We start from the raw sequence: 23,721 nt of genomic DNA on the forward strand, positions 1-23,721 counted from the left end.
GCTCAGGGGGCCGGCGTCGTCGCGCGGGCGATGAGCAGGGCCACGTCGTCGACGTTGTCGGGTTCGTGCAGGGTGCGCAGGAGGAGGTCGCAGACCTCCTCCAGGGAGTGGCCGGGGTGGTCCAGCAGGGCCAGCAGCCGGTCCAGGCGCTCGTCCAGCGGATCCCGGCGCGTCTCGACGAGACCGTCGGTGTAGAGCACCAGCAGGTCGCCCGGTTCCAGCGTGACGGCGGTCGTGGAGAAGGCGACCCCGCCCACCCCCAGCGGCACCCCGGTGGGCAGGTCGAGCAGCTCGGCGGCGTGGCCGGCCCGCACCCGGGCCGGCGGCAGGTGCCCGGCGTTGGCGACGACGCACCGCCGCTCACGGGGATCGTGGACGGCGTAGACGCAGGTGGCGATCGCCTGGTCCAGGCCGGCGGTGATCCGGTCCAGGTGCTCCAGGAGGACGGCCGGATCGAGGCCGAGGGAGGCGAGGGTGTGGGTCGCGGTGCGCAGCCGGCCCATGGTGGCCGCCGCGGAGATGCCGCTGCCCATCACGTCGCCGACGACGAGGGCCGTCCTGCCGTCCTCCAGCGGGATCACGTCGAACCAGTCACCGCCCACCTCGCTGGTGGCGCCCGCCGGCTGGTAGCGGGAGGCGACCTCGAGGCCGCCCGTGACGGGCGGATGGCTCGGCAGCAGGCTGCGCTGCAGGGTGAGGGCGGTGTCCCGGGCGTTCTGGTACCAGCGGGCGTTGTCGATCTGCACGGCCGCGCGGGAGGCCAGCTCCCGCGCGAGCAGCAGATCGTCCTCGCCGAACGGCGCGGGATTGCGCATGCGCATGAGGTCGAGGGCGCCCAGCACCTCGCCGCGCGCGATCAGCGGCACGGCCAGGTACGAGTGGACACCCGCCCGCGCCAGCAGCGCCGCCGCCTCCGGGGAGCGGGCGATCCGCGCCAGGTCCTCGTCCTTCGTCCGCGGCACCATCACCGGCAGTCCGGTGCGCACGCACTCGGTGATCAGCCGGTCCGGCGCGTAGCGGGTCACCCGGCCCGGCGGATCGGCCGCCGCCAGCACCTCGGCCGCGTCCACCCCGCGCACCGCCAGCGCCCGGATCTCCGCGGACTCGGTGGGGCCGAGGGTGCTGCGACGGCCCCGTACCACCGCGTCCAGCAGATCCACCGCCGCCGCGTCGGCCAGCTCCGGCACGGCCACGTCGGCGAGCTCACCGGCCGTACGCTCCAGGTCCAGGGTGGTGCCGATGCGGGCGGTGGCGTCGGCGATCAGCACGAGCCGCCGCCGCGCGGTCTCGGCCTCGACGTTCGCCCGGTGCTGCTCGGTGACGTCCACCACCGACACGGCCACGCCCAGCACCGTGCCGAGCGCGTTCTCCAGGCGGTACAGCGAGACCGACCAGACGTGGTCCTCGTCCGGATCGGCCGGGGTACGGCCGGTCGTGGGCCGGTCGACGACCGGCCGGCCGGTGCCGAGGACCCCGCGCGCGGCGGCCTCGAGCGCCTCGGCGTCCGCCAGCGGCAGCACGTCCCGGATCCTGCGGCCCAGGTGCTCCTCGACCGGGACGCCGTTGATCCGCTCCAGCGCCGGATTCACCGAGACGTAGCGCAGGTCGGTGTCCAGCACGGCCAGGCCCAGGGGGGACTGGGTGACGATCCGGGTGGACAGGGCCACCTCCTGCTCCAGCCGGCGCGCCGTCGACTGGTCCACCGCGAGACCGAGGGCGTAGACGTCCCCCCGGTCGTCCAGCAGCCGCATGTTGCGGAACTCCACCAACCGGGTGCCGCCGTCCTTGCGTCGGATGGGGAAGGCCCCGGCCCAGCTCCGTCCGGTGCGCATGACGTCGGCGAACAGCTTCACCACGAGGTCCAGGTGCTGCTCGTGCACCATGATCCGGGCGGCGTACTGGCCCAGCGCCTCCCGCGCGCCGTACCCGAACAGCTCCTCGGCCTGGGGGCTCCACAGCACGATCCGCCCCTCGGCGTCCAGCACCACCGAGGCCACCCGCAGCACGTCGAGCAGCCCGCTGGGGCGCGCCGGCCCGTCGTCGGCCGGGGGTGACCCCGCTGCACTCATCGCACGCCCCGCCTTCACCGATTCCCACGGCACGTCCGCACCGTGCCGACACCCCTTGTTCTACCGCGCGCGGGGCCGATCCTCCGCCGCTCCCGCCGTCCGGTTCCAGCTTCTCCCACCAACGCGCCGGGCGCCCCGCGAAGCCGTCGCCGCGGCGGCGCGGGTAGTGCTCTTCGCCGGGTGGTGCTTTGCTGGGTGAGGGGCGGGGGGCGCGTGGGCCACGAGAGGAGCGATCACGATGGGCAGTGAGCGACCGCACCCGGAGTCCGTCTCGGTCGAGATCAGCGGATGCAGCAAGGACGACGCCCGGATCGTGTTCGACACGCTGTGCGCGTGCTTCGCGTCCGACCGGTGCTCCGACGACGTGCCGGTGGAGCTCTCCGAGAGCCGTCCGACGGTCTGGCTCGGCACCTTCGACGTCGCCGACGCGCACGAGGGCGCCCGGCCCGGGGTCCGGCTGGCCTCGTCGGTCGACGCCGACGCACACGGCGGCTACTGGGCGATCGACCGGTTCCGCACGACCCTGGACTCGCTGTTCACGGTGCACGACCTGAGCACGGTCCCCGGCGACCAGGAGAAGGAGCTGCACGTACGCCTCGAAAGCCGGTGACGCTCCCGGACCGATGTGCCCTCCGTCTCTTATGCAACTAGTTGCATAAGGCGGTGCGCGTGCCTTACAACTACAGGCACGACACCGCGCACGGAGGGCCCGATGAGCCGTTACCCCCACCTGCTGACCCCCCTCGACCTGGGCTTCACCACCCTGCCCAACCGGGTCCTCATGGGTTCCATGCACGTCGGCCTGGAGGAGGCCGAGGGCGGTTTCTCCCGCATGGCCGAGTTCTACGCCGCCCGCGCCCGCGGGGGAGTGGGGCTCATCGTCACCGGCGGCATCGCCCCCAACGACGAGGGGCGGCCCTACGAGGGCGGCGCGAAGCTCACCACCGAGGCGGAGGCCGACCGGCACAAGGTCGTCACCGAGGCGGTGCACCGCGAGGGCGGGCGCATCGCGATGCAGATCCTGCACTTCGGCCGGTACGCCTACCACCGGGACCTGGTCGCCCCCAGCCCCCTCCAGGCGCCGATCAGCCCCTTCCCGCCCCGCGAGCTGACCGACGCCGAGGTCGAGCGCACCGTCGACGACTACGCCCGCGCCGCCCGCCTCGCCCGGCAGGCCGGCTACGACGGCGTCGAGATCATGGGTTCCGAGGGCTACCTGATCAACGAGTTCACCGCCGCGGGGACCAACCACCGCACCGACCGCTGGGGCGGCTCCTACGAGAACCGCACGCGCTTCCCCGTCGAGATCGTCCGCCGGGTGCGCGAGGCGGTCGGCGAGGACTTCATCGTCGTCTACCGGCTCTCCATGCTCGACCTGGTGCCCGGCGGCTCCACCCTGGACGAGGTGATCACCCTCGCCAGGGCCGTCGAGGCGGCCGGAGCGACGATCATCAACACCGGCATCGGCTGGCACGAGGCCCGCATCCCCACCATCGCCACCTCCGTGCCCCGTGGCGCGTACACCTGGGTGACCAAGCGGCTGATGGGTGAGGTGTCGGTGCCGCTGGTCACCACCAACCGCATCAACACCCCCGACCTCGCCGAGCGGCTGCTCGCCGAGGGCTGCGCGGACATGGTGTCGATGGCCCGCCCGATGCTCGCCGACCCCGACTTCGTCGCCAAGGCAGCCGACGGCCGCCCGGAGGCGATCAACACCTGCATCGGCTGCAACCAGGCCTGCCTCGACCACACCTTCAGCGGGCAGATCACCTCCTGCCTGGTCAACCCGCGCGCCTGCCACGAGACCGAACTCGTGCTGTCCCCGACCCGCCGCCGCAAGCGCGTCGCCGTCGTCGGCGCCGGCCCGGCCGGCCTCGCCTGCGCGGTGAGCGCCGCCGAACGCGGCCACCACGTCACCCTGTTCGACGCCGCGAGCGAGATCGGCGGCCAGCTCAACGTGGCCCGCAGGGTCCCCGGCAAGCAGGAGTTCGACGAGACCCTGCGCTACTTCCGCACCCGGCTCGCCGAACTGGCCGTCGACGTACGCCTGGACACCCGCGTCACCGCCGGCGACGTGGCCGGCCACGACGAGGTCGTCGTCGCCACCGGCGTCGTCCCGCGCGTCCCCGACATCCCCGGCGTCGACCACTCAAGCGTCCTCGGCTACCTCGACGTGCTGCGCGACGGCGCCCCCGTCGGCGACCGGGTCGCGATCCTCGGCGCGGGCGGCATCGGCTTCGACGTCGCCGAGTTCCTCACCGACGGCGGCGACAAGGCGCACGAGGACCCCGAGACGTACTTCCGGCAGTGGGGCGTCGACCTCGACTACCGCGCCCCCGGCGGCCTCGCCGCACCCGAGCGCCCCGCCCCGCCGCGCACCGTCCACCTGCTGCAGCGCAAGACCTCCAAGGTCGGCGCCGGCCTCGGCAGGACCACCGGCTGGATCCACCGCACCGAACTCAGGCACCGCGGCGTCACCATGGTCCCGGGCGTGCGCTACGACCGGATCGACGACGCCGGACTGCACGTCACCGTCGACGGCGAGAGCACCGTCCTGGAGGTCGACACCGTCGTCCTGTGCACCGGGCAGGAGCCGCGCCGCGACCTGTACGAGGAGCTGGTCGCCGCCGGACGGCCCGTCCACCTGATCGGCGGCGCCGACGTGGCCGCCGAGCTGGACGCCAAGCGCGCCATCAAGCAGGGCACCGAGCTGGCTGCTGCGCTGTAGGCCGGGCGCGGCCCGTCCCTAGGATGAGCCCATGTCACTCCCGCACGCGATCCTCACCGCCCTGCTCGAGAAGCCGTCGTCGGGACTGGAGCTGACCCGCCGGTTCGACCGGTCGATCGGCTACTTCTGGTCCGCGACGCACCAGCAGATCTATCGCGAGCTGGGGAGACTGGAGACCGAGGGCCTGATCCGGGTCCTCCCCTCCGAGCAGCCGGCCCGGGGGCAGAAGAAGGCGTACGAGGTCCTGCCGGCGGGGCGCGCGGAACTGGCCCGCTGGACCTCCGCGTCCCAGGACCCCAAGCCGCACCGCGACGCGCTGCTGCTGCGGCTGAGGGCGGCGGCCGTGGTCGGCACCGAGGGTCTGGCGGCCGATCTGCGGCGCCACCGGGAGCTGCACGAGCGCCAGCTGGCGGAGTACCGGGAGATCGAGCGGCGCGACTTCCCGCCGGGCAGGGACGGGCCGGAGGACCGGCTGCGGCACCTGGTGCTGCGGGCCGGCATCGACCTGGAGACCTTCTGGACCCAGTGGCTCGGCCACGCGCTGGCGGAGTTCGCCCGGCTGCCGGACGCCGGTGAACCGGGGCGTCCGGGCGCACCGGAGGCGTGACGCGCGACGGGTCGACGCCGGCCGCCCGACCGGAGCGCGTCGGACGTGGCGGCGGCCGGCGCCGGGTCTACAGGTGCTGCGGCCTGGTGCGGCGGCGCAGCAGGTACCAGGCCGTGGCGGCGATCCCGGTGCCGACCAGTGCGCCGCCCGCCGCCAGCGTGACCGTCCCGTAGTCGGTCGAGCCGCCGCCGAGGCCGCCCATCACCCCGCGGGACGGGGAGACCGTGGGGGAGGCCGTCGGGCTGGGGGAGGTGGAGACGACGACGGACTGCGTGCCCGCGGTGTTGCCGTTCGAGCACATCACGATCACCGTGTACGTGCCCGGACCGACGTTCGACCAGGCGGCGGACTGCCCCGAAGCGGTCCCGAACAGCGCCACCTGCCGGCCCTGGGAGAAGCTCGTCTGACCGCTGCCGAGCAGCGAGGCCGTGCCCCAGTGGCCGTTGACCTGGGTGCACGAACTGGTGCTCACCGAGACCGTCGACCCGGTGGTGCTGACGGAGATCCCGGCCGCGGCGGCCGGCCCGGCCGGGGTCAGCGCGAGCGCGGCGGCGGCCGCCGCGGCCGCCGGCCCGGAGCGAAGCAGGGGCTTCGAGTTGCGCATGTCGACTGCCTTCCGGCGGCACGGCCGGCGGTACATCCCTTGCGCCGCCGAGGTCGGGGAGCGCCCGTGCTGCCACGAGGCAAGCCAACGGGTCGCCGCACCGGCGCGCACTCCGGCGGCATCCGGGCAGGTGACGGCTTCCTCCGGGCGGCCGACCCGGGGGACGGGTCAGCGCCCGGCGCCCGTCGTCACCGTGCGCTCCGCCGAGAAACCGCCCCAGGTCCCGTCCGGCAGCATCGCCCGGATCCGCACCCGGTGGGTGACCCCGGCCTCCCGGCCGGCGTAGAAGCGGTGGGTCACCCGGTCGCGCGGCGCGTCACCGCCGTGGACGAGCGAGGTGGCCACGCGGCCGTCCAGGCGCACCTCGTACTCGGTGACCACCCCGTCGACGCGCGGCGGCACCCAGCTGAGGACGATGTGGTACGCGCCGTCGGACCGCTCACCGACGGCCCGGAAACCGGTGGGCGCGCCGGCCGGGCCCTCCGCGCCGCCCGCGGTGGTGAGGCGGACGGGCGGACCGGCCGGGGAGAGGTTGTCGGCCGCGTCCCGGGCCCGCACCGTGAAGGTGTAGCGGGTGCCCGGCCGCAGCCCCGTCACCACGGTGGCCGTCTGGTTCCCGCCCACATGGTGGATCTTCGTTCCGCCCTGGTAGACGGTGTACGACACCACACCCCGGTCGTCCTTCGCGGCGGCCCACGACAACCGGACCGCCCGGCTCCCGGCGGCCCGGCCGCGCAGCTCCGCCGGACGGGTGGGGGCGGTCTCGTCGGCCGGGGCCGCCCGGGGTGTCGTCGCCCGGACCTCCCGGCTGTGCGGCCCGAGCCGACCGTCCGCGTCCCGGGCCCGCACCGTGAAGACATGGGCGGTCGCGGGCCGGAGCCCGGTGACGTCCACCATGCGCGCGGTACCCGGCACTTCCCTGACCTTCGTGGTGCCCCGGTACACCTCGTAGCGACTCACCTCGGCGTCCCCGGAGGCCGCGTTCCACATGACGTGCACGCTGGTGGCGCTGCCCGCCTCGGCCGTCACGCCGGCCGGCGCTCCGGGCGGCCGCCCACCGCCGTCGCCGCCGTCCGGTCCGCCCCCGCGGCAGGAGACGGGCAGCACGAGGAGCAGGCCGAACGCGAGGAGGCGACGCGGGGACACGGCTGGAGGAACACCACGCACGACTCTGCCTCCCGGAGCGGCACGAGAACGCCCGGACAATGGTCCGTACCAATATGGCGCGGCCGGCGCGGGCGCATCAAGAGGTCGGAGGTGGGGGAGTGCCCGCGGGCCTTGCGTATGCTGACGTTCGAACGGCTCGAACCGCCTTCTGGAACAGGGGAGTTCGAGTCCGTGGCGCGGACCGCTGTCGTCGCAGATCCCGCGCCGGCGCGGGCGGCCGGACGCCCCGGGCGACATGGGCCCGGGCTCCGGCCCCCGTCGCGGCCGCTGGTGCGATCGTGCGCCGCCCGGCCCCGTCGGAGCCGTCGCGTCGCCACATCGGGACGAAATCGGGCAAAGTGCCCGTGAGTGTGTGCCCGTGTCCCCGACGAGAGGCCCCCCTTGATCGTGTCCCGTGTCCAGTCGCTCACCCTGGCCATGGCCGGTGTCGCCCTGCTGACCCCCTCGACGCCTCCGGCCCCCGCACCGCAGCCCCGCACCGAACCGGCCGCCCGGCGCACGGACCCCGCCCCCGCCCCGGTCCCCGCTGCCGGCCTGCCGGCCGACGGACGGGCCGGACGGGCCGGACGGCGCGCGGACCCCGCCGAGCCGCCGACGGAGGGCGGCGGCGCACCGGCCGCCCGGCGCGCGGACCCCGTCTCCGCCGCCGACCTGCTGGCCAGGGTGCGCACCTGCGCACGCGTCTCCCGCGGCCGCTACCGCGAGGACCACGGCGCCGAGGCCACCGTCCCGGTGTGCGGCGCCCGCGACGTCGTGTTCTGGAAGGCCGACATGGACATCGACTGCGACGGCCGCCCCGGCCGCCGCTGCAACGCCCGTACCGACCCGTACTTCTCCGCCTCCACGGCCTACGCCCGGTCCGACGGCCGTCCGCTGAGCGCCGAGGAGACCCCCTACGTGGTGGTGCCCGCGCCCAGTGCCGTGTGGAACCACCGGGCCCACGGCGTGCGCGGCGGATCGGTCGTGGCGGTGGTGTACCGCGACCGGGTGCGGTACGCGGTCGTCGGTGACACCGGCCCCGCGGACGTCATCGGCGAGGCGTCCCACGCCATGGCCGAGTCGCTCGGCATCGACCCCGACCCGCGCGGCGGCGGCACACCCTCCGGCGTCACCTACATCGCGTTCAGGGACAGCCGCGCGGTCCCCGTCGAGGACCACACGGCCGCGGTGACGGAGGGGGAGCGGCTGGCCCGGCGGTTCGTGGACGCCGACGGCTGAACCGGCCGGGCGCCGCCGCCCTCCTCACACCTTGCGGTACGCGTACGCCTCCGCGGCCGCCGCCTCCACCGCCGCCAGGTCCGCCCCCGTGGAGGCCGTGACCACCGCGGCGACCGCGCCCTCCACGAACGGCGCGTCCACCAGCCGGGTGCGCTCCGGCAGTTCGTCGCCCTCGGCGAGCAGCGCCTTCACGGTGAGCACCGCACTGCCCAGGTCGGTCAGCACGGCCACCCCCGCCCCGCGGTCGACGGACGCGGCCGCCGCGGCGATCAGCTCGGCGCTGGTGCCGAGCCCGCCGTCCTCGGTGCCGCCCGCCGGGGCCACGGGGACCGCCCCGCCGGCGCCCGCCAGACCCTGCGCCAGCTCCGCCACCGAGGCGGCCACCGCCGCGCTGTGCGACACCAGCACGATCCCCACCGGCTTCCCGTCACTCATCGCCGGCCTCCCCGTCCGCCGCGGCCTCCACGAGCCCGGCGATCAGCAGCGCCGCCGACGTGGCCCCCGGATCCTGGTGCCCGATGCTGCGCTCACCCAGATAACTGGCCCTGCCCTTGCGCGCCCGCAGCGGCGTCGTCGCCACGGCGCCCTCCTCGGCGGCGTCGCGGGCGGCGGCGAAGGAGTCGCCGAGGGCGTCCACCGCGGGCACCAGCGCGTCGATCATCGTCTTGTCGCCCGGTGCCGCACCGCCGAGCTGCCGCACCGCGTCCACCCCGGCGCCCAGCGCCTCGGCCAGTTGCCGCCCGTCCACCTCGGCGGCGTCCCCGAGCGCCTTGCCGGTGCGGCGCAGCAGCGTCCCGTACAGCGGGCCGGACGCGCCGCCCACCGTCGAGACGAGCAGCCGCCCGGCCTGGACCAGCACCGCCCCGGGCGTGGCCGGCGGCTCCTTCTCCAGCGCGTCCCTCACCGCCCGGAACCCGCGCTGGAGGTTACTGCCGTGGTCCGCGTCCCCGATCGGCGAGTCGAGGGCGGTGAGCCGCTCCGCCTCACGGTCCACGGACGCGGCGGCGGCCGTCATCCAGCGGCGGAAGAAATCGGCGTCGAGCACGGGAACTCCTTGCGTGGTAGGTACTCCTGAACCATGGACCCAGCCTCCCTCACATGCCCCAGCGCAGCCCCGGTGTCCGTACCGGCGCGTCCCACAGCCGCAGCAGCTCCTCGTCGATCTGGCACAGGGTGACCGAGGCGCCCGCCATGTCGAGGGAGGTGACGTAGTTGCCGACCAGGACGCGGGCCACGGGGACCCCGCGTTCGCCGAGCACCCGCTGGACCTCGGCGTTGAAGCCGTACAGCTCCAGCAGCGGGGTGGCGCCCATGCCGTTGACCAGCACCAGGACGGGATTGCGCGGTGCGAGGTCCGCCAGGACCGCGTCGAGGGCGACCTCGGCGATCTCCCCGGACGTCATCATCGGCCGCCGCTCCCGGCCCGGTTCGCCGTGGATGCCGATGCCCAGCTCCAGCTCACCGGGGGGCAGGTCGAAGGTGGGGGCGCCCTTGGCCGGCGTGGTGCAGGCGCCCAGCGCCACACCGAAGCTGCGGGAGTTCTCGTTCACCTGCCGGGCGACGGCCTCCACCCGCTCCAGCGGCTGCCCCTCCTCCGCCGCCGCACCCGCGATCTTCTCCACGAACAGGGTCGCCCCCGTGCCCCGCCGGCCGGCCGTGTAGAGGCTGTCGGTCACCGCCACGTCATCGTCGACCAGCACCTTCGCGACCTGGATGCCCTCGTCCTCGGCCAGTTCGGCGGCCATGTCGAAGTTGAGCACGTCACCGGTGTAGTTCTTCACGACGAACAGCACCCCGGCCCCGCTGTCCACGGCCGCCGCGGCCCGCACCATCTGGTCGGGCACGGGGGAGGTGAACACCTCGCCGGGACAGGCCGCCGACAGCATCCCCGGCCCCACGAACCCGCCGTGCAGCGGCTCGTGCCCCGACCCTCCGCCGGACACCAGCCCCACCTTCCCGGCCACGGGCGCGTCCTTGCGCACGATCACCCGGTTCTCCACGTCCACCGCCAGCTCGGGATGGGCCGCCGCCATCCCCCGCAACGCGTCCGCGACCACGGTCTCCGGGACGTTGATGAGCATCTTCACGGGTGCCTCCTAGAGGGCTCGGCAGGCGGGTTGTCTACCTGCGTTCTTGCTGGTCAGAGGGGATGTGAGCAGTTCTTGGTCTTGGCGGTTCGAGGCGGTCGGAAGCGGGCTGTGGTGGTACTGGTGCTGACGTCACGCTGACGTCGGTGACGGTTCGTCAGTTCTGCGAGCTGGTTCGTTGCCGGACGGCCGGGGGCGCCGCTACCGGCAGTATCGACCTTGCGGCGGTGAAGGTCACGTGGGCGAACCCTCAGGTCATGTCGGCCCTCCTCCCCCTGGCCGCGGCCCCGTGAGGCTCAGCGGCGTGCGTACCCGGGAACGACTACCCCCGAAAGGCTGTCGCGACGGGAGCCGGCCGAGGTGGGGAGGGGTCTTTCGTGGGTGTGCCCTTGTGCCTGAGGCCGGGAGTGGATCCACCGCTCGCCTCGCCGTTGGGGGCGCACCCTTCCCGCACTCGCTCGTCGACGCCCTCGGGTCCCCGCTCGGCGTCCTCCTCCCGAGGCCGTCGCCGGGAACGCCCACCGCTTCCGTTCCGTCTGCCGCCGCCACCGTCTCGCGGGCCGGGTGTACTTCGCGCACAAGGCGAACCGGTCCGGCGCCCCGGTACGGAGAACGGCGGCGGAGGACCCGGCCGCCGTCGGTGTCGACGTCGCCTCGCTGCCCCTGGCGACCGAGGTCAGCGCCTCCCATACGGATCCGACGGCTCCGCGATGCGTCGGACGGTCGCGGCGTCCAGCACCGGGGGCCGGGCCGCCGGTGATCCCAGCTCGCCTTCGGGGCGCCAGGCGCCTGTCCTGTAGGAACCGGGCGCGGGCGGCGGAAAGAGGAGCAGGGCGGCTGCGGGCAGTGCGAGCAGCCAGGTGACGCGCGGGCCGCCCGCGTGGAAGTGGACGTGGCCGTGTCCGTCCTCGGCCGGGTGCGCGCTCCGGTCCACGGAAGCGACGCCGCCACGAACGCGTCCGCCTCGCTGCACACGCACAGCACCACGGCGAGGAGGGCCAGCAGGAGCACCGACACCCAGGCGGACGCCGTGAAGACGTCCAGCAGCGAACGCGGCACCGCGATGTCGAAGGTCGCCGCTGCCGCCGACCCCACCACCAGGAAACCCCGGCGTGCAGGAAGTCGTGCCGCCAGGCGGCGGCGGGCGGAGTGCAGAGGTCGAGCGCGAGCATCGGCCCGAGGACTCCGGCGACCGTGGTGATCGTGACGAGTGCGGACCCGCCGGGGGAGATGTACACGACCGCCCGCACGACGAGGCGCACGACACCGGTGGGCCCGCCCCGCCTCTCGGCGTACTTCTGATCGCTCACATCACTCGCTTCGCCGCACGGCCCCACCGGCGCGCCGCCCGCGGGAAGCCGCCGAAGCGGCGACCGTGTGGTGCCGGACCGGGACACCTTGCCGAGGCGGCTTCCGCTGCCGCTCGCCAGGGCCTCGGGGGACCCGGCGGACCCGGCTGACGACGCGTCAACGCCTCCCGCATCTTTCTAGTAATGAAATTCATTTCTGATTACTGTACGGGGCGAACCGTGAGGCATCGAGTCTTTGGAGCAGTGATGAGCGACCCCTACGAGCGGTCCGCCGAGTACCTCGACATCCTGATCGCCGAGTCGTGGGAGTCGCTGGCTCCGGCGCTGGCGGACGTCCTGTCGCACGTCCGTGCCGGCACCGGGGCCGTGGTGGACCTCGGAGCCGGGTCCGGCCGGGGCGTGCGCGTCATCCGTGACGCGCTGCCGCGGGTTCCGGTGCTCGCCGTCGAGCCGTCCGCCGCGATGCGCGCCGTCCTGCTCGCCCGGGTCCACGAGGACGACGAACTGCGCGAGCGCGTCACGGTGGTTCCCGGTGACTGCGCGAGCGCCGACTGGCCCGACGGCGTGCGGGCCGTGGTGGCCCTGAACATGATCGGCCACCTGCCGCCCGGGCAGAGGCGCGCGCTGTGGAGCCGCGCCGCCCGGCAACTCGCCCCGGGCGGGGCGCTGGTGTTCAACCTCGCTCCGCCGTTCACCCCGGTGGAGGTGGAGCGGGTGCGAATGGCCCGGGTCGTCGTCGGCGAGTTGGAGTACGAGGGCTGGGCGAGCGCGCGTCCCACCGGAGCGGACGAGATCACCTGGCGCATGGACTACGGCGTCCTGCGTCGGGGCCGGCCCTTGGCGGGGACGTCGGTCGAGTACCGCTGGTGGGTCGCGACGGAGGATGCGCTGGCGACTGAAGTCGCCGAGGCGGGGCTGGTGTTGCGCCGGACCGGTGGTCCCGGTCCGGGGTTGTGCGTTCTCGAGCGCGCGAGTGATCTGACATCGCACGTTGGTTGATCTGATAATCATTTTCAACTAGGTTCATCGGTGTTCCGCTTCCCCCGGATCTCTCTGCGGGGGAGGCGTTGCCCTGCCCGCCTTTTGACGGAGACCGGATGGACCAGCCTGTGCCGAGCGACGACCTCCTTGCCCGCGTCATCGACTGCATCGCCGAAGTCCTCGGCACACCACCCCACGAGGTCGCACGGACGACTCCGCTCGCGGCCCTGGGGCTCGAATCGTTCACCGCGGTGCGGCTGAGGCGGAGGATCCGCGAACGCACCGGTCGGGACCTGCCGTTGACCGCCCTTCTGGGGGACGGTGCGACGGCCCGTGCGGTGGCGGACCGTCTGCTCGCCGGGCGCATGCCGGAGAAGGTCGGTGATCCCGAACCCCTCGGTGCCGAGGGCCGGGCGGGGGCGGGGCCCGGCGGCGTGCGGGACGGCGGGGAAGCGGAGGAGTGCTTCCCCCTGACGCCCATTCAGGCCTCCTACCTGGCCGGGCGGGCCGAGGGCATGCCGCTGGGTGGAGTGGCCACCTTCTACTACTACGAGTACGACCGCACGCCCGACGGCACGGACCCGCTCGTGGACGTGGCCCGGCTGGAAGCCGCCTGGAACCGACTGGTCGATCACCACCCGATGCTGCGCATGACGGTGGACGACCGGGGCCGCCAGCGCATCGCGGCCACTCCCGGCCCCTACCGGATCGGTGTCACCGATCTACGGGGCGAGTCCGCCGAACAGGTGAGGGAAACGTTGTCCGCCCAGCGGTGGGAGCGCTCTCACCAGAACCGGCCCACGGAGTCGTGGCCGTTGTTCGACCTCCACGCCACACTGCTGCCCGACGGGCGGACCCGGCTGCACGTCGGCGTGGACGTGCTCCTGACCGACCTCACCGGCTGGATGCTGCTGATGCGTCAGTGGGGCCGCCTTGTCGCGGACCCCGACCACCGGCTCCCCGAGCCGGCAGCCCGGTTCGCCGACCTCCAGCGCGCCCGCTCGAAGGACCCGGAGTGGGCGGCCCGGCGCGCCCGCGACCACGCCTACTGGGCCGAACGGGCCCCCGAGCTGCCGCCGTCGCCGCGGCTGCCCCTGCTGCGCGATCCCGCCGACACCACCCCGCCCCGCTTCGTCCGCTCCGCCGCCGAACTCGACGCCGCGACCTGGGCGGAACTGCGCGCCCGATGTACGGAGCACGCCGTCACGCCGACCGCGGCCCTGCTCGCGGCCTTCGCCGTCGTCCTCGGCCGGTGGGGAGCCGGGGAACGGATCTGCCTCAACACCACCCTGTTCGACCGCCCGGAGGACGAGGGCGGAGCCGAGGGGGTGGTCGGCGACTTCACCACCACCGCCCTGGTCGGCACGCCACGTTTCAGCCCCGCCGACTGGAAGGGCTTCGCCGACTACGCCGCCGCCGTCAACCACCGCTTCTGGGAGGACCTGGACCACCGGTCCGTGTCCGGCGTCGAGGTGCTCAGGGAGCTGCGGGGACAGGAATCGTCGCCGGTGGGAGCACTCGGCCACCCGGTGGTGTTCACCAGCGGGGTGGGTCTGGCGGGCGCCGGGGAGCCTCCGGCGTCCTGGATCGGACAGGAGGTGTACGGCATCTCCCAGACCCCGCAGGTCCTGCTCGACCACATCGTGTGGGACGAGGGCGGACGCCTCCGCCTGGCCTGGGACGCCGTCGAGGGGGCGTTCCCCGACGGCTGGGTACCGGCCCTGCTCGACGCCTTCGTACGCCTGCTCCACACCCTGACCAACCCCGACGCCTGGCACGACACCGCCCTGGGCTGGGACCCGTCCTTCCACCCCGAGGAGTCCCTGGACGCCGTGCCCTTCCCGAACGCGGGCCCGCTGCTGCACGATCCGGTCACCGACGCGGCCCGGCGGCACCCACGGCGGCCCGCCCTGCGCACCTCCTCCACCACCGTCACCCACGCCCGCCTCACGGACAACGCCGCCGCCACCGCGGCACTGCTGGCCGCACACGGGGTGGGGCCCGGCGACATGGTCGCCGTCGCCTGCGAGAAGGGCACCGCGCAGATCACCGCCGTACTCGGCGTCAGCCTGAGCGGAGCGGGCTACCTGCCGGTCGAACCCTCCTGGCCGGCCGCGCGGATCGCCGCCGTCTGCGAGCGGGCCGGGGTCCGGCACGCACTGACCGGCCGCGGTGTGAGGACCGACTGGCCCGACGGCGTCACCGTCCACCGCCTGACCGCCGCGGGGCGCCCCGCCCGCACCACCGCGGGCTCCGCCGGCCCCGCGGCACCGCTCACGGCCCCACGTCCCGAGGACATCGCCTACACCATCTTCACCTCGGGTTCCACCGGCAGCCCCAAGGGCGTGGAGATCGAGCACCGGGCCGCGCGCACGACCGTCGACGACATCGTCGACCGGTTCGCCATCGGCCCCGACGACCGGGTGCTGGCGCTGTCGGCGCTCAGCTTCGACCTGTCCGTGTTCGACATCTACGGCGTCCTCGGCGCCGGCGGCTGTCTGGTGCTGCCCGACCCCGCCCGGCAGCGCGACCCGCAGCACTGGCTCGAGCAGGCCGGCCGGCACGGCGTCACCGTGTGGAACACCGCGCCCGCCCTGCTCGAAATGCTCGTCGAGTACGCGGAGATGGAACCGGAGGAGGCCGGCGAGGCGCTGCGCACCCTGCGCCTGGTGATGCTCTCCGGGGACTGGATCCCCCTGACCCTGCCCGACCGGCTGCGCCGGCTCGCACCGCAGGCGGAGGTGATGAGCCTGGGCGGAGCCACGGAAGCGTCCATCTGGTCCATCACCTACCCGGTGGAGCACATCGATCCGGGGTGGCGCAGCATTCCCTACGGCCGGGCGCTGCGCGGCCAGAGCTTCTTCGTCCTCGACGAGGACGGCGCGCCCTGCCCGGTGGGCGAGGCGGGGGAGCTGTTCATCGGCGGCGACGGACTGGCCCGCGGCTACACCGCCGATCCGGTCCAGACCGCCGAGAGGTTCGCCGTCCACCCCGTGCTGGGCCGCCGGCTGTACCGCACCGGGGACCTCGGCCGGTGGACCGCCGAGGGCGCCATCGAGTTCCTCGGGCGCGTGGACCGGCAGGTGAAGATCCGCGGGCACCGCATCGAACTGGGCGAGGTGGAGGCGGTACTGGCCCGCCACCCGGCGGTCCGCCAGTGCGTGGTGTCGTCGGTACGCGGCCCCGACGGACGGCCACGACTGGTGGCGCACCTGTCGCCCCGGGGCGCGAGCGAACCGCCGACCGCCCAGGAACTGGCGGACGTCCTGCGCGAACGGCTGCCCGACTACATGGTGCCCAGCCGGTTCGTGGTCCTGGACCAGCTGCCGGTGACGGCCAACGGCAAGATCGACCACGCGGCGCTGACCGCCGCACCCACCGATGGCCGGACCACCGACGCCGACGGGCCGGCCCCGGTCGCCGCGGCGGAGGACGGGCCCACCGCGGCACCGCGTACGGTCCCGGCCGGATCCGCCGCCGAGTCCGCCCCGGGCGGGGACTGGGTCACAGCCGCGCTGGCCGAGGCGGCCGCCCTGGGCCTGGAGGCCGCCGTCGTGGTCCGGCCCGGCCGGCTCCGGCCGGACCAGGCGCTGGAGGCGTCGGCCCGATGGCTCCGGTACATGGCGCGGACCGCCGACGGCGAAGCCGCGGTTCCGCTCCTGGGACCCGGAGGACTGGCGGAGGTGGTCTGCCGTCCCCGGGCGGGGGACTCCCCGGCGCCCTCCCCGTCCACCGGTCCGGCGCCCGGCGCCCCGGCCCCGGAACGGTACGGCACCGGACCGGACCGGGCACCCCGGCCCCGCGGGCAGGGCCCGGCCGCGCCCGTGGCACCGGCCGTACTGGAGGCCCTGACCGACATCCTGGCCGACTTCACGGACGTGCCGGTGACGCCCGACAGCACCTTCAAGGAGCTGGGGGCCACCTCCCTCACCCTGGTCCTCACCCACCGCAGGCTCCGGGAGGGCATCGCGCCCCGGCTCGCGCTGGCGGACATGTTCGAGCACCCCACCGTCGCGGCCCTGGCCGCCCGCATCACCGTCCAGAGCGCCCCGGAGACCGACCGGGCCGCCACCGTCGCCGGCGCCGTCGGGCCCCCCGCCTCCCGGCGGTCCGAACGGCCCACGCGCAGAACGTCCCGCGTCGCCGCACGCGCCCTGGCCGAGGAGACCACCCGATGACCGAACCGACTTCCTCCCGGGGAGACACGCCGGAGACGCCCCGGCCCGACCACGAGGCCGGCGACGACCTGATCGCGGTCACCGCCCTGGACTGCCGGTTCCCCGGAGCCCCCGACACGGCGGCCTACTGGGACCTGCTCGTCGGCGGCCGCAGCGGACTGACCCGGCACGACGAGCGGGAACTGGCCGAACGCGGCGTCCCGGCGGGGCTGCTGGCCAACCCCGCCCACATACCCGTCAGCGGGATCATCGACGGACAGGACCGGTTCGATCCCGAGCCGTTCGGCCTGACCGACGCCGAAGCGGCCGTGATGGACCCCCAGCAGAGGCTCTTCCTCGAAGCGTGCCTGCGCGCCCTGGAGAGCGCCGGGCACGGCGGCGGTGTCGGCGCGGGCGCCGTGGGCGTCTTCGCCGGCGCCGCCCACAGCGACTACCTCGCCCGCAACCTCGCCGACCGGTACGCCGCCTCCGCCACCGATCCCGTCGGCAGCCTCCAGGCGGCCCTCGCGGGCGTGGCCGACTACCTCCCCCTGCACGTCGCGCACCGCCTCGCGCTCACCGGACCCGCCGTCGCGGTCGGCACCGCCTGCTCGACCTCGCTGGTGGCCGTGCACCTGGCGGCCCAGTCCCTGCTGGCGGGGGAGTGCGACACCGCCCTCGCCGGCGGCGCCTCCCTGATCGTCCCGCAGGGCAGGGGCTACCTCCACGTCCCCGACGGGATCTTCTCCGCCGACGGGCACGTACGGACCTTCTCCGCCGAGGGCACCGGCATCGTGCACACCCAGGGCGTCGGTGTGGCCGTACTGCGGCGGCTGCGCGACGCCCTCGCCGACGGCGACCCGGTGCTGGCCGTCCTGCACGGCTCCGCCGTCAACAACGACGGCGGCGACCGCACCGGCTTCACCGCCCCCTCGCCGCGCGGACAGGCCCGTGCGGTCTCCGAGGCGCTCGCCGTGGCCGGTCTCACGCCCGAGGACATCACCTACGTCGAGGCCCACGGCACCGCCACCCGTCTCGGCGACGTGGTGGAGGTCGCCGCGCTGCGCCGCGTGTTCGGCGACACCGGCCCGGCCTGGTGCGCCCTGGGTTCGGTCAAGAGCAACATCGGGCACGCCAACGCGGCCGCCGGCATCGCCGGTCTCGCCAAGACCGTCCTCGCCCTGCACCACGGCGTACTACCGCCCACCCTGGACGCCCTGCCCCTCAACCCCGACCTCGGGCTGGACGACTCGCCCTTCACCGTCGTCCACGAGGCCACGGACTGGACCGGCCCCCGGTACGCGGGCGTCAGCTCCTTCGGCATCGGCGGCACCAACTGCCACGTCGTCCTGGGCAGCGCCCCCGTCCGTCCGGAACCGCCCGTCGACCCGCGCCCGCAGCTCGCCCTGCTCAGCGCGCACCGTGACGACGCCCTCGCCCGCCTCACCGAGACCACCGCGACCGCCCTCCACACCACGCAGATCGCGCCCGCCGACGCGGCCCACACCCTGCACACCGGCCGCGCGACGCTGCCGTACCGCGCCGCCGCGGTGATCACCGGGGCGGCGGAGACCGACAGCCGCGCCCTGCGCGCCGCCCCGCGGCGCCGTCCCGGTCCCACCCCGCCCAGGATCGTGCTGGCCTTCCCCGGCGGGGGAGCGCAGTACGCGGGCATGGGGCGCGAACTGTGCGCAGAGGAGGAGGAGTTCGACCGCACCGTGCGCGAGTGCGCCGGTCTCTTCGACGACGGGACCGGTACCGGCCTCACCGCGCTGATCACCGCCGACCCGTCCGACGAGCACGCCCGCCGGCTGCTGCGCGACCCCGCCCACGGACTGCCCGCCCTGTTCACCGTCTCCCTGGCCGCCGCGCGCACGCTGCGCTCCTGGGGCGTCGAACCGGACGCGGTGGTCGGCCACAGCCTCGGCGAGTACGTGGCCGCCGTGCTGTCCGGCGCCCTGTCCCTGCCCGACGCCGCGGCACTGGTGGCGGTCCGCTCGCGCGGCATGTCCCGGGCGGCGGGCGGCGGGGTGATGCTGACGGTCCCGCTGACCGAACGGCAGACCCTGGCCCTGCTCGCCGACCACCCGGAACTGGATCTGGCCGCCGTCAACGGCCCGCGGTCCTGTGTGGTGTCCGGACCCGAACCGGCCGTGGCCGAAGTGGAGCGGGCCCTGACCGCACGCGGCGAGCGCACCGTACGGCTCTCCCTCGACGCGGCCGCGCACTCGCGCCTGGTCGATCCGGTCCTGCCCGAACTGCGCGCGGCCGCCAGGACCGTCCGGGCGCGTGTTCCCGGCATCCCGCTCGCCACCACCCTCACCGGGAAACTGCTGGACACCGCTCCCGACGCCGACCACTGGGTGGCGCACCTGCGCTCCACCGTGCGCTTCTCCGACGCCCTGGCCACCGCCCTGGGCGAAGGGCCGGCCGTCCTCGTCCAGGCGGGACCCGGCGGTGCACTGCTCCAACTGGCCCGTCAGCAGGGACACCGGCAGCTCCTGGCCACCCTGGCCGCCTTCCCCGACCGCGAGCGGCCCGACGGAGGACGTGCCGCGCTGCTGGCGGCCGCCGGAGAGCTGTGGACGCACGGGGTCCCCCTGGACGCCGCGGCCCTGCACCGCCCGGGGCGACGCCGTGTCGTCCTGCCGGGTCTGCCCATGGAGCGCCGCAGACTCTGGATCGACCCGCCGGCCGCCGCACAGGCCGGTACGGCGGCCGACCCCGGCCACGGCGCCGGGCAGGCCGCCCCCGACGAGTCCGAGCCCTTCCAACTGCCCGTCTGGCGGCGCACGCCTCCCGCCGAGGCGGTCCGGCCGGCGCTGCGGGGCCGCTGGCTCGTGGCCGGCCCTCCCGGCTCGCCCTCGGCCGAGCGGGTGCGCGCCGCACTCGCCGCCGCCGGAGCCGGCACCGTCACCCTCGACGAGGCGGTCCGGGACCCCGGCACCCCGTGCGAGGGCATCGTCGTGATCGGCCCGTCCGGGGACACCGGCGACGACCCGGCGGAAACCGTCAGCGCGTCGGTCCTGCACTACGCGGAGGTGGCGCGGGCCGCCGCCTCCTGGGCGCACCGCACCTGCCTGCTGCACCTCAGCCACAACGCCCAGCAGGTGGAGAGCACCGACCGGCCCGCCGCCCACGCCGCCGCCGGCCTCGCCGTGCCCCGCGTCCTCGCCCAGGAGTTCCCGGGCCTGCGCTGGCGCTCGGTGGACCTGCCGGCCGGCCCGCCGCACGCCGACGACGTCCGGACCGTGCCGGCGGAGGCCGCCGACCTGCTGGCGGGAGGCCCGAACGGCATCGAGTGCGCCCTGCGCGGCGGACACCGCTGGACACGCGGCATCACCCCCTGGCGGCCGTCCGCACCCGCGCCGGACCCGGACGGCCCGACCGCCACCGACGGCGGGACGGGTACGGCGGTGATCCTCGGCGGACTCGGGGACGTGGGCCTGGCCATGGCCGGGCACCTGGCCCGCTCCGGACGACGGGTCGTGGTGACCGGCCGCACCGGGCTCCACCCGGACCCCGCCCCCGGCAGCACCGAAGCCGAACGGGCGGAGACGATCCGTGCCCTGCGGGACTCCGGCGCCGACATCGAGGTCCGTACCGCGGACGCCGCGGACCCCGCCGCCACGACGGAACTGCTGCGGGAACTGACCGACCGCGACGGCCCGCTGGACCTGGTCGTGCACGCCGCCGGCGTGGTCGCCTCCGCAGCCGTCGCGCCGTTGCGGGCCACCGAGGAGCAGGCCGTGCGCGCGCACGCGCACGCCAAGGTCACCGCGGCCCTCGCGGTGCGCGACGCCGTGCGCGGCCTCCCGCCCGGCCGCCGCCCGGCCACCGTCCTGCTGATGTCCTCCGCCACGGCGTTCGTCGGAGGCCTCGGCCTCGCCCCGTACGCCGCCGTCAACCGCTACCTGGACGCCCTCGCCGAGCACGAGCACCACGCGGACCCGGACGCACCCCGCTGGATCAGCGTCGCCTGGGACGGCTGGCGCGTCGGGCCCGGCCGGAGCGAACGCACCGTCGCCTCCCGGCACTCGATCGGCCTGGCGGACGGCATGCGCACCGTGGACCGACTGCTGGCGCTCGCGGCCGACGGCCGTGCCCCGGCCTCCGTCGCCGTCTCGCCGGCCGACCTCGCGCCCCGCACCGCGGGCACGCCCACCGCCGTACCCGCCTCCGTCGCGCCGGCTCCCGGCGCACCCACGGCGGAGCCGCGGGCCGGTGCGGGGTTCACCACCGGTGCGGAGGCACTCCTGGCGGAGGTCTGGTCGGACCTGCTGGGCTTCCCCGTCACCGACCGCGACGCCGACTTCTTCGCCCTCGGCGGGCACTCCCTGCTGGCCACCCGGATGCTCGCCCGGCTGCGTGACGACCACGGTGCCGACCTGCGGCTGCAGGACCTGCTCGCCCGGCCCACCATCGCGGCCCTGGCCCCGACGCTGCCCGACGGGGAATCCCGGCGGGATCCCGCCGCGCCCCGGACCGCGGGCGGTCCCTCCTCGCAACCCGGGGACGGCCCCCGGGAGTTCCCCCTCACCCGGGTGCAGCACGCCTACTGGGTCGGCGGATCGGGCGGTTACCGCCTCGGCGACGTCCCGTGCTCCTTCCACCTGGAGTACGACTGTCCCGGCCTGGACACCGACCGCTACGAAACGGCGTGGAACGCGGTCGTCGCCCGCCACCCGATGCTGCGCGCGGTCGTCTCACCGGAAGGCCGCAACCGGGTGCTCGACAAGGTGCCCCACTACCGGATCCGGGTGCAGGACCTGACGGAGGACGACGACGCCGAGCGCGCCCGGAAGCTGGAACGCGTGCGCACCCGCATGGTGCGCCGCGAACCCCGCCCGGGCCGCTGGCCCCTGGTCGACATCAGGGCCGCCCGACTGCCCGGCGACGTCGTCCGGCTGTTCGTCAACGTGGACGTGCTGGTGTGCGACACCGCCAGCTACCTGATCTGGGACCGCGAACTGCGCACCCTCTACCACGACCCCGACGCCCGGCTGCCGTCGCTGGAGACCACCTTCGCGGACTGCGTGGCCGCACTCGAGCGCCGCACCGAGGGCCCGGAGCACGCGCGGGCCGCCGCCTACTGGCGGGCCAGGCTGGACGACCTGCCCGGCGCACCCGCACTGCCCGTCCAGGCCGGGAGCCCCGGGGAGCGGCCCCGCTTCGCACGGCGCACCGCCCGTCTGGAGCCGGACCGCTGGAACGCCCTCAAGGCCGAGGCCGCCCGGCGCGGGCTGACCCCCACGGCCGTCCTGCTGGCGGCCTACGGCGAGGCCCTCGCCGAGTGGTCCGGGCAGAACCGCTTCGCCGTCACCCTCACCCTCTTCGACCGGCCCGCGCACCTGCCCGGGGCCGACGCCGTGGTCGGTGACTTCACCTCGCTGATGCTGCACGAGGTGGACCGCTCGGACACCCGCTGCTTCGCCGACGCCGCCGTACGGGCCCAGCGCACCCTCTTCGAGGACCTGGACCACCGGGAGTTCTCCGCGCTCGACCTGCTGGCCGAGAAGTCCTCGCGCACCGGCCGCAGCGAGTCCGTTCCCGTGGTCTTCACCAGCGCCCTGGGCCTGTCCGGGCCGCTCGGCGGCGGACACGACCTGGACTGGGCGGGCACACCGGTGTACGGCGTGAGCAGCACCCCGCAGACCTGGCTGGACCACCAGGTGATCGAGCAGCACGGGGCGCTCCTGCTCCAGTGGGACGTCCTGGAGAACGCCCTGCCCGCCGACGAGGCGGACGCGGCGTTCGCCGCCTACGCCGAGCGGGTGCGCCGGCTGGCCGACGCACCGCGGGCGTGGGACACCGAGGAGCCCCGCACCGCGCCCGCCGTCCCGGCCCGTGAAGCGCGGCGGCCGGCCCCCACGGCGAGGAAGCGGACCGTTCCCGCCCCGGCCCCCGACACCGACGCGGCCCTGCTGCTGCGCGACGGCAACGGCGACCGCCCCCTGTTCCTGATGCACCCCTCCGGCGGGGACGTGCTGTGCTACGGCGAACTCGCCCGTCTCCTCACCGACGGCCGGCCCGTCGTGGCCCTCACCGACCCCGCCCTGACCGGCGGCACCGGGCCGCGGACCATCGCCGAGACGACCGACCGCTACCTGGCGGCGCTGCGCGTCCACCAGCCGCAGGGTCCCTACCTGCTGGGCGGCTGGTCGATGGGCGGCACCGTCGCCCACCAGATGGCCGTGGAACTCCAGCGACGCGGCGAGCGGACCGACCTCCTGGTCCTGATCGACTCCAACACCCCCGACCGCATCCGGGCACTGGGCGGCACCGACCGCGCCCAGGACACCGCCTTCGCGGCCGTCCGCTACCTGCGCTCGCTGGAGGCGTTCCTCGACCTCGACCTGGCCCTCGGCCCGGACGCGGAGACGATCCGCACCGCCCCGGACGCGGCGGCGGTACGCCGGGCGGCCACCGAACGGCTACGAGCGGCCGGCCTGCTCGGCCCCCGGGACACCGCCGACACCCGCCTCGAAGTCTTCGAACGCCACCTGCGGGCGCTGGCCGACCACAGGGCCGGGCACCTCACCGACCCGGCCACCCGACTGCTGCTCATCGCCGCGTCCCGTCCCGCGCCGCACAACGCCGGTGTCGGCATGGGCGTCGACGACGCCGCGGACCTGCCCGCCCTCGGCTGGCTGCCGCACGTCAGCGGCCCCGTCGACGCCCACACCGTCGAAGGCCACCACTACTCCCTGCTGCACGACCCCGCAGTACGACGGATCGCCGCCCTGATCGACCGGGCCCTTGCCGCCGTGCACACCGGCCGGTGAGTCCGGCG

At 75.1% G+C, this 23,721-nt stretch carries 14 protein-coding genes and 2 pseudogenes; 8 read left to right on the top strand and 8 right to left on the bottom strand.

The window, feature by feature from the left end; genetic code table 11:
• Positions 1 to 2 precede the first annotated feature (2 nt).
• A complete protein-coding gene (locus ABTY20_RS11755) occupies positions 3 to 2,069 on the bottom strand; it encodes a SpoIIE family protein phosphatase (RefSeq protein ID WP_351996811.1) in 2,067 nt (688 codons plus the stop codon).
• Between the two features lie 238 nt (positions 2,070 to 2,307).
• Here ABTY20_RS11755 and ABTY20_RS11760 point away from each other — a divergent pair, with 238 nt between their 5' ends.
• The 3 genes from ABTY20_RS11760 (at position 2,308) to ABTY20_RS11770 (ending at position 5,404) form a co-directional block, all read left to right on the top strand.
• Entirely contained in the window at positions 2,308 to 2,679 is a 372-nt protein-coding gene (locus ABTY20_RS11760) for a hypothetical protein (RefSeq protein ID WP_351996812.1), read from the top strand.
• A gap of 102 nt (positions 2,680 to 2,781) precedes the next feature.
• Entirely contained in the window at positions 2,782 to 4,797 is a 2,016-nt protein-coding gene (locus tag ABTY20_RS11765) for an oxidoreductase (RefSeq protein WP_351996813.1), read from the top strand.
• A gap of 31 nt (positions 4,798 to 4,828) precedes the next feature.
• Positions 4,829 to 5,404, top strand: a complete 576-nt coding sequence (locus tag ABTY20_RS11770) for a PadR family transcriptional regulator (protein WP_351996814.1) — start codon at positions 4,829 to 4,831, stop codon at positions 5,402 to 5,404.
• A gap of 67 nt (positions 5,405 to 5,471) precedes the next feature.
• Here the strand turns inward: ABTY20_RS11770 and ABTY20_RS11775 are convergent, their stop codons facing one another.
• Together ABTY20_RS11775 and ABTY20_RS11780 are read right to left on the bottom strand one after the other, a co-directional pair.
• A complete protein-coding gene (locus ABTY20_RS11775) occupies positions 5,472 to 6,008 on the bottom strand; it encodes a hypothetical protein (protein WP_351996815.1) in 537 nt (178 codons plus the stop codon).
• Between the two features lie 168 nt (positions 6,009 to 6,176).
• The gene (locus ABTY20_RS11780; RefSeq protein ID WP_502991795.1) at positions 6,177 to 7,175 is read right to left on the bottom strand and encodes a fibronectin type III domain-containing protein; all 999 of its coding nucleotides are present in this window, start codon (positions 7,173 to 7,175) and stop codon (positions 6,177 to 6,179) included.
• 387 nt (positions 7,176 to 7,562) lie between these two features.
• Here ABTY20_RS11780 and ABTY20_RS11785 point away from each other — a divergent pair, with 387 nt between their 5' ends.
• Complete coding sequence (locus ABTY20_RS11785) at positions 7,563 to 8,393, top strand: glycoside hydrolase family 75 protein (RefSeq protein WP_351996845.1); 831 nt, start codon at positions 7,563 to 7,565, stop codon at positions 8,391 to 8,393.
• A 24-nt stretch (positions 8,394 to 8,417) separates the two neighbouring features.
• Here the strand turns inward: ABTY20_RS11785 and ABTY20_RS11790 are convergent, their stop codons facing one another.
• Genes ABTY20_RS11790 through dhaK form a run of 3 tightly spaced genes read right to left on the bottom strand, consistent with a single transcriptional unit; the run spans position 8,418 to position 10,480 of the window.
• Positions 8,418 to 8,828, bottom strand: coding sequence for a PTS-dependent dihydroxyacetone kinase phosphotransferase subunit DhaM (locus ABTY20_RS11790; RefSeq protein WP_351996817.1), 411 nt, complete (start codon positions 8,826 to 8,828; stop codon positions 8,418 to 8,420).
• Complete coding sequence (gene dhaL, locus ABTY20_RS11795; protein ID WP_351996818.1) at positions 8,821 to 9,438, bottom strand: dihydroxyacetone kinase subunit DhaL; 618 nt, start codon at positions 9,436 to 9,438, stop codon at positions 8,821 to 8,823. The genes ABTY20_RS11790 and dhaL overlap by 8 nt, the downstream gene beginning before the upstream one ends.
• A gap of 49 nt (positions 9,439 to 9,487) precedes the next feature.
• Positions 9,488 to 10,480, bottom strand: a complete 993-nt coding sequence (gene dhaK / locus ABTY20_RS11800) for a dihydroxyacetone kinase subunit DhaK (RefSeq protein WP_351996819.1) — start codon at positions 10,478 to 10,480, stop codon at positions 9,488 to 9,490.
• Between the two features lie 407 nt (positions 10,481 to 10,887).
• Here dhaK and ABTY20_RS11805 point away from each other — a divergent pair.
• A pseudogene (locus ABTY20_RS11805) lies at positions 10,888 to 11,140 on the top strand (Y4yA family PLP-dependent enzyme); the annotation flags it as partial.
• Between the two features lie 16 nt (positions 11,141 to 11,156).
• Here ABTY20_RS11805 and ABTY20_RS11810 read toward each other — a convergent pair.
• Both ABTY20_RS11810 and ABTY20_RS11815 read right to left on the bottom strand, forming a co-directional pair.
• Complete coding sequence (locus ABTY20_RS11810; RefSeq protein ID WP_351996848.1) at positions 11,157 to 11,414, bottom strand: hypothetical protein; 258 nt, start codon at positions 11,412 to 11,414, stop codon at positions 11,157 to 11,159.
• A 2-nt stretch (positions 11,415 to 11,416) separates the two neighbouring features.
• A pseudogene (locus ABTY20_RS11815) lies at positions 11,417 to 11,619 on the bottom strand (permease); the annotation flags it as partial.
• Between the two features lie 417 nt (positions 11,620 to 12,036).
• On the opposite strand from ABTY20_RS11815, the gene ABTY20_RS11820 reads away from it, so the two are divergent.
• The 3 genes from ABTY20_RS11820 to ABTY20_RS11830 all read left to right on the top strand — a co-directional run bounded on the left by ABTY20_RS11820 (position 12,037) and on the right by ABTY20_RS11830 (position 23,713).
• A complete protein-coding gene (locus ABTY20_RS11820; protein WP_351996820.1) occupies positions 12,037 to 12,789 on the top strand; it encodes a class I SAM-dependent methyltransferase in 753 nt (250 codons plus the stop codon).
• Positions 12,790 to 12,887: 98 nt separating this feature from the next.
• Positions 12,888 to 16,949, top strand: coding sequence for a non-ribosomal peptide synthetase (locus ABTY20_RS11825; RefSeq protein WP_351996821.1), 4,062 nt, complete (start codon positions 12,888 to 12,890; stop codon positions 16,947 to 16,949).
• Positions 16,946 to 23,713, top strand: a complete 6,768-nt coding sequence (locus tag ABTY20_RS11830) for an SDR family NAD(P)-dependent oxidoreductase (RefSeq protein ID WP_351996822.1) — start codon at positions 16,946 to 16,948, stop codon at positions 23,711 to 23,713. The genes ABTY20_RS11825 and ABTY20_RS11830 overlap by 4 nt, the downstream gene beginning before the upstream one ends.
• Positions 23,714 to 23,721: the final 8 nt, after the last annotated feature.

Origin of the sequence: Streptomyces sp. NPDC126497, assembly GCF_040302425.1 — a bacterium.
Lineage (GTDB): Bacteria > Actinomycetota > Actinomycetes > Streptomycetales > Streptomycetaceae > Streptomyces.

Bases quoted from the DNA above. Each gene is read 5' to 3' on its own strand.
- ABTY20_RS11755 (WP_351996811.1), bottom strand. From the start codon at position 2,069: ATGAGTGCAGCGGGGTCACCCCCGGCCGACGACGGGCCGGCGCGCCCC.
- ABTY20_RS11760 (WP_351996812.1), top strand. From the start codon at position 2,308: ATGGGCAGTGAGCGACCGCACCCGGAGTCCGTCTCGGTCGAGATCAGC.
- ABTY20_RS11765 (WP_351996813.1), top strand. From the start codon at position 2,782: ATGAGCCGTTACCCCCACCTGCTGACCCCCCTCGACCTGGGCTTCACC.
- ABTY20_RS11770 (WP_351996814.1), top strand. From the start codon at position 4,829: ATGTCACTCCCGCACGCGATCCTCACCGCCCTGCTCGAGAAGCCGTCG.
- ABTY20_RS11775 (WP_351996815.1), bottom strand. From the start codon at position 6,008: ATGCGCAACTCGAAGCCCCTGCTTCGCTCCGGGCCGGCGGCCGCGGCG.
- ABTY20_RS11790 (WP_351996817.1), bottom strand. From the start codon at position 8,828: ATGAGTGACGGGAAGCCGGTGGGGATCGTGCTGGTGTCGCACAGCGCG.
- ABTY20_RS11820 (WP_351996820.1), top strand. From the start codon at position 12,037: ATGAGCGACCCCTACGAGCGGTCCGCCGAGTACCTCGACATCCTGATC.
- ABTY20_RS11825 (WP_351996821.1), top strand. From the start codon at position 12,888: ATGGACCAGCCTGTGCCGAGCGACGACCTCCTTGCCCGCGTCATCGAC.
- ABTY20_RS11830 (WP_351996822.1), top strand. From the start codon at position 16,946: ATGACCGAACCGACTTCCTCCCGGGGAGACACGCCGGAGACGCCCCGG.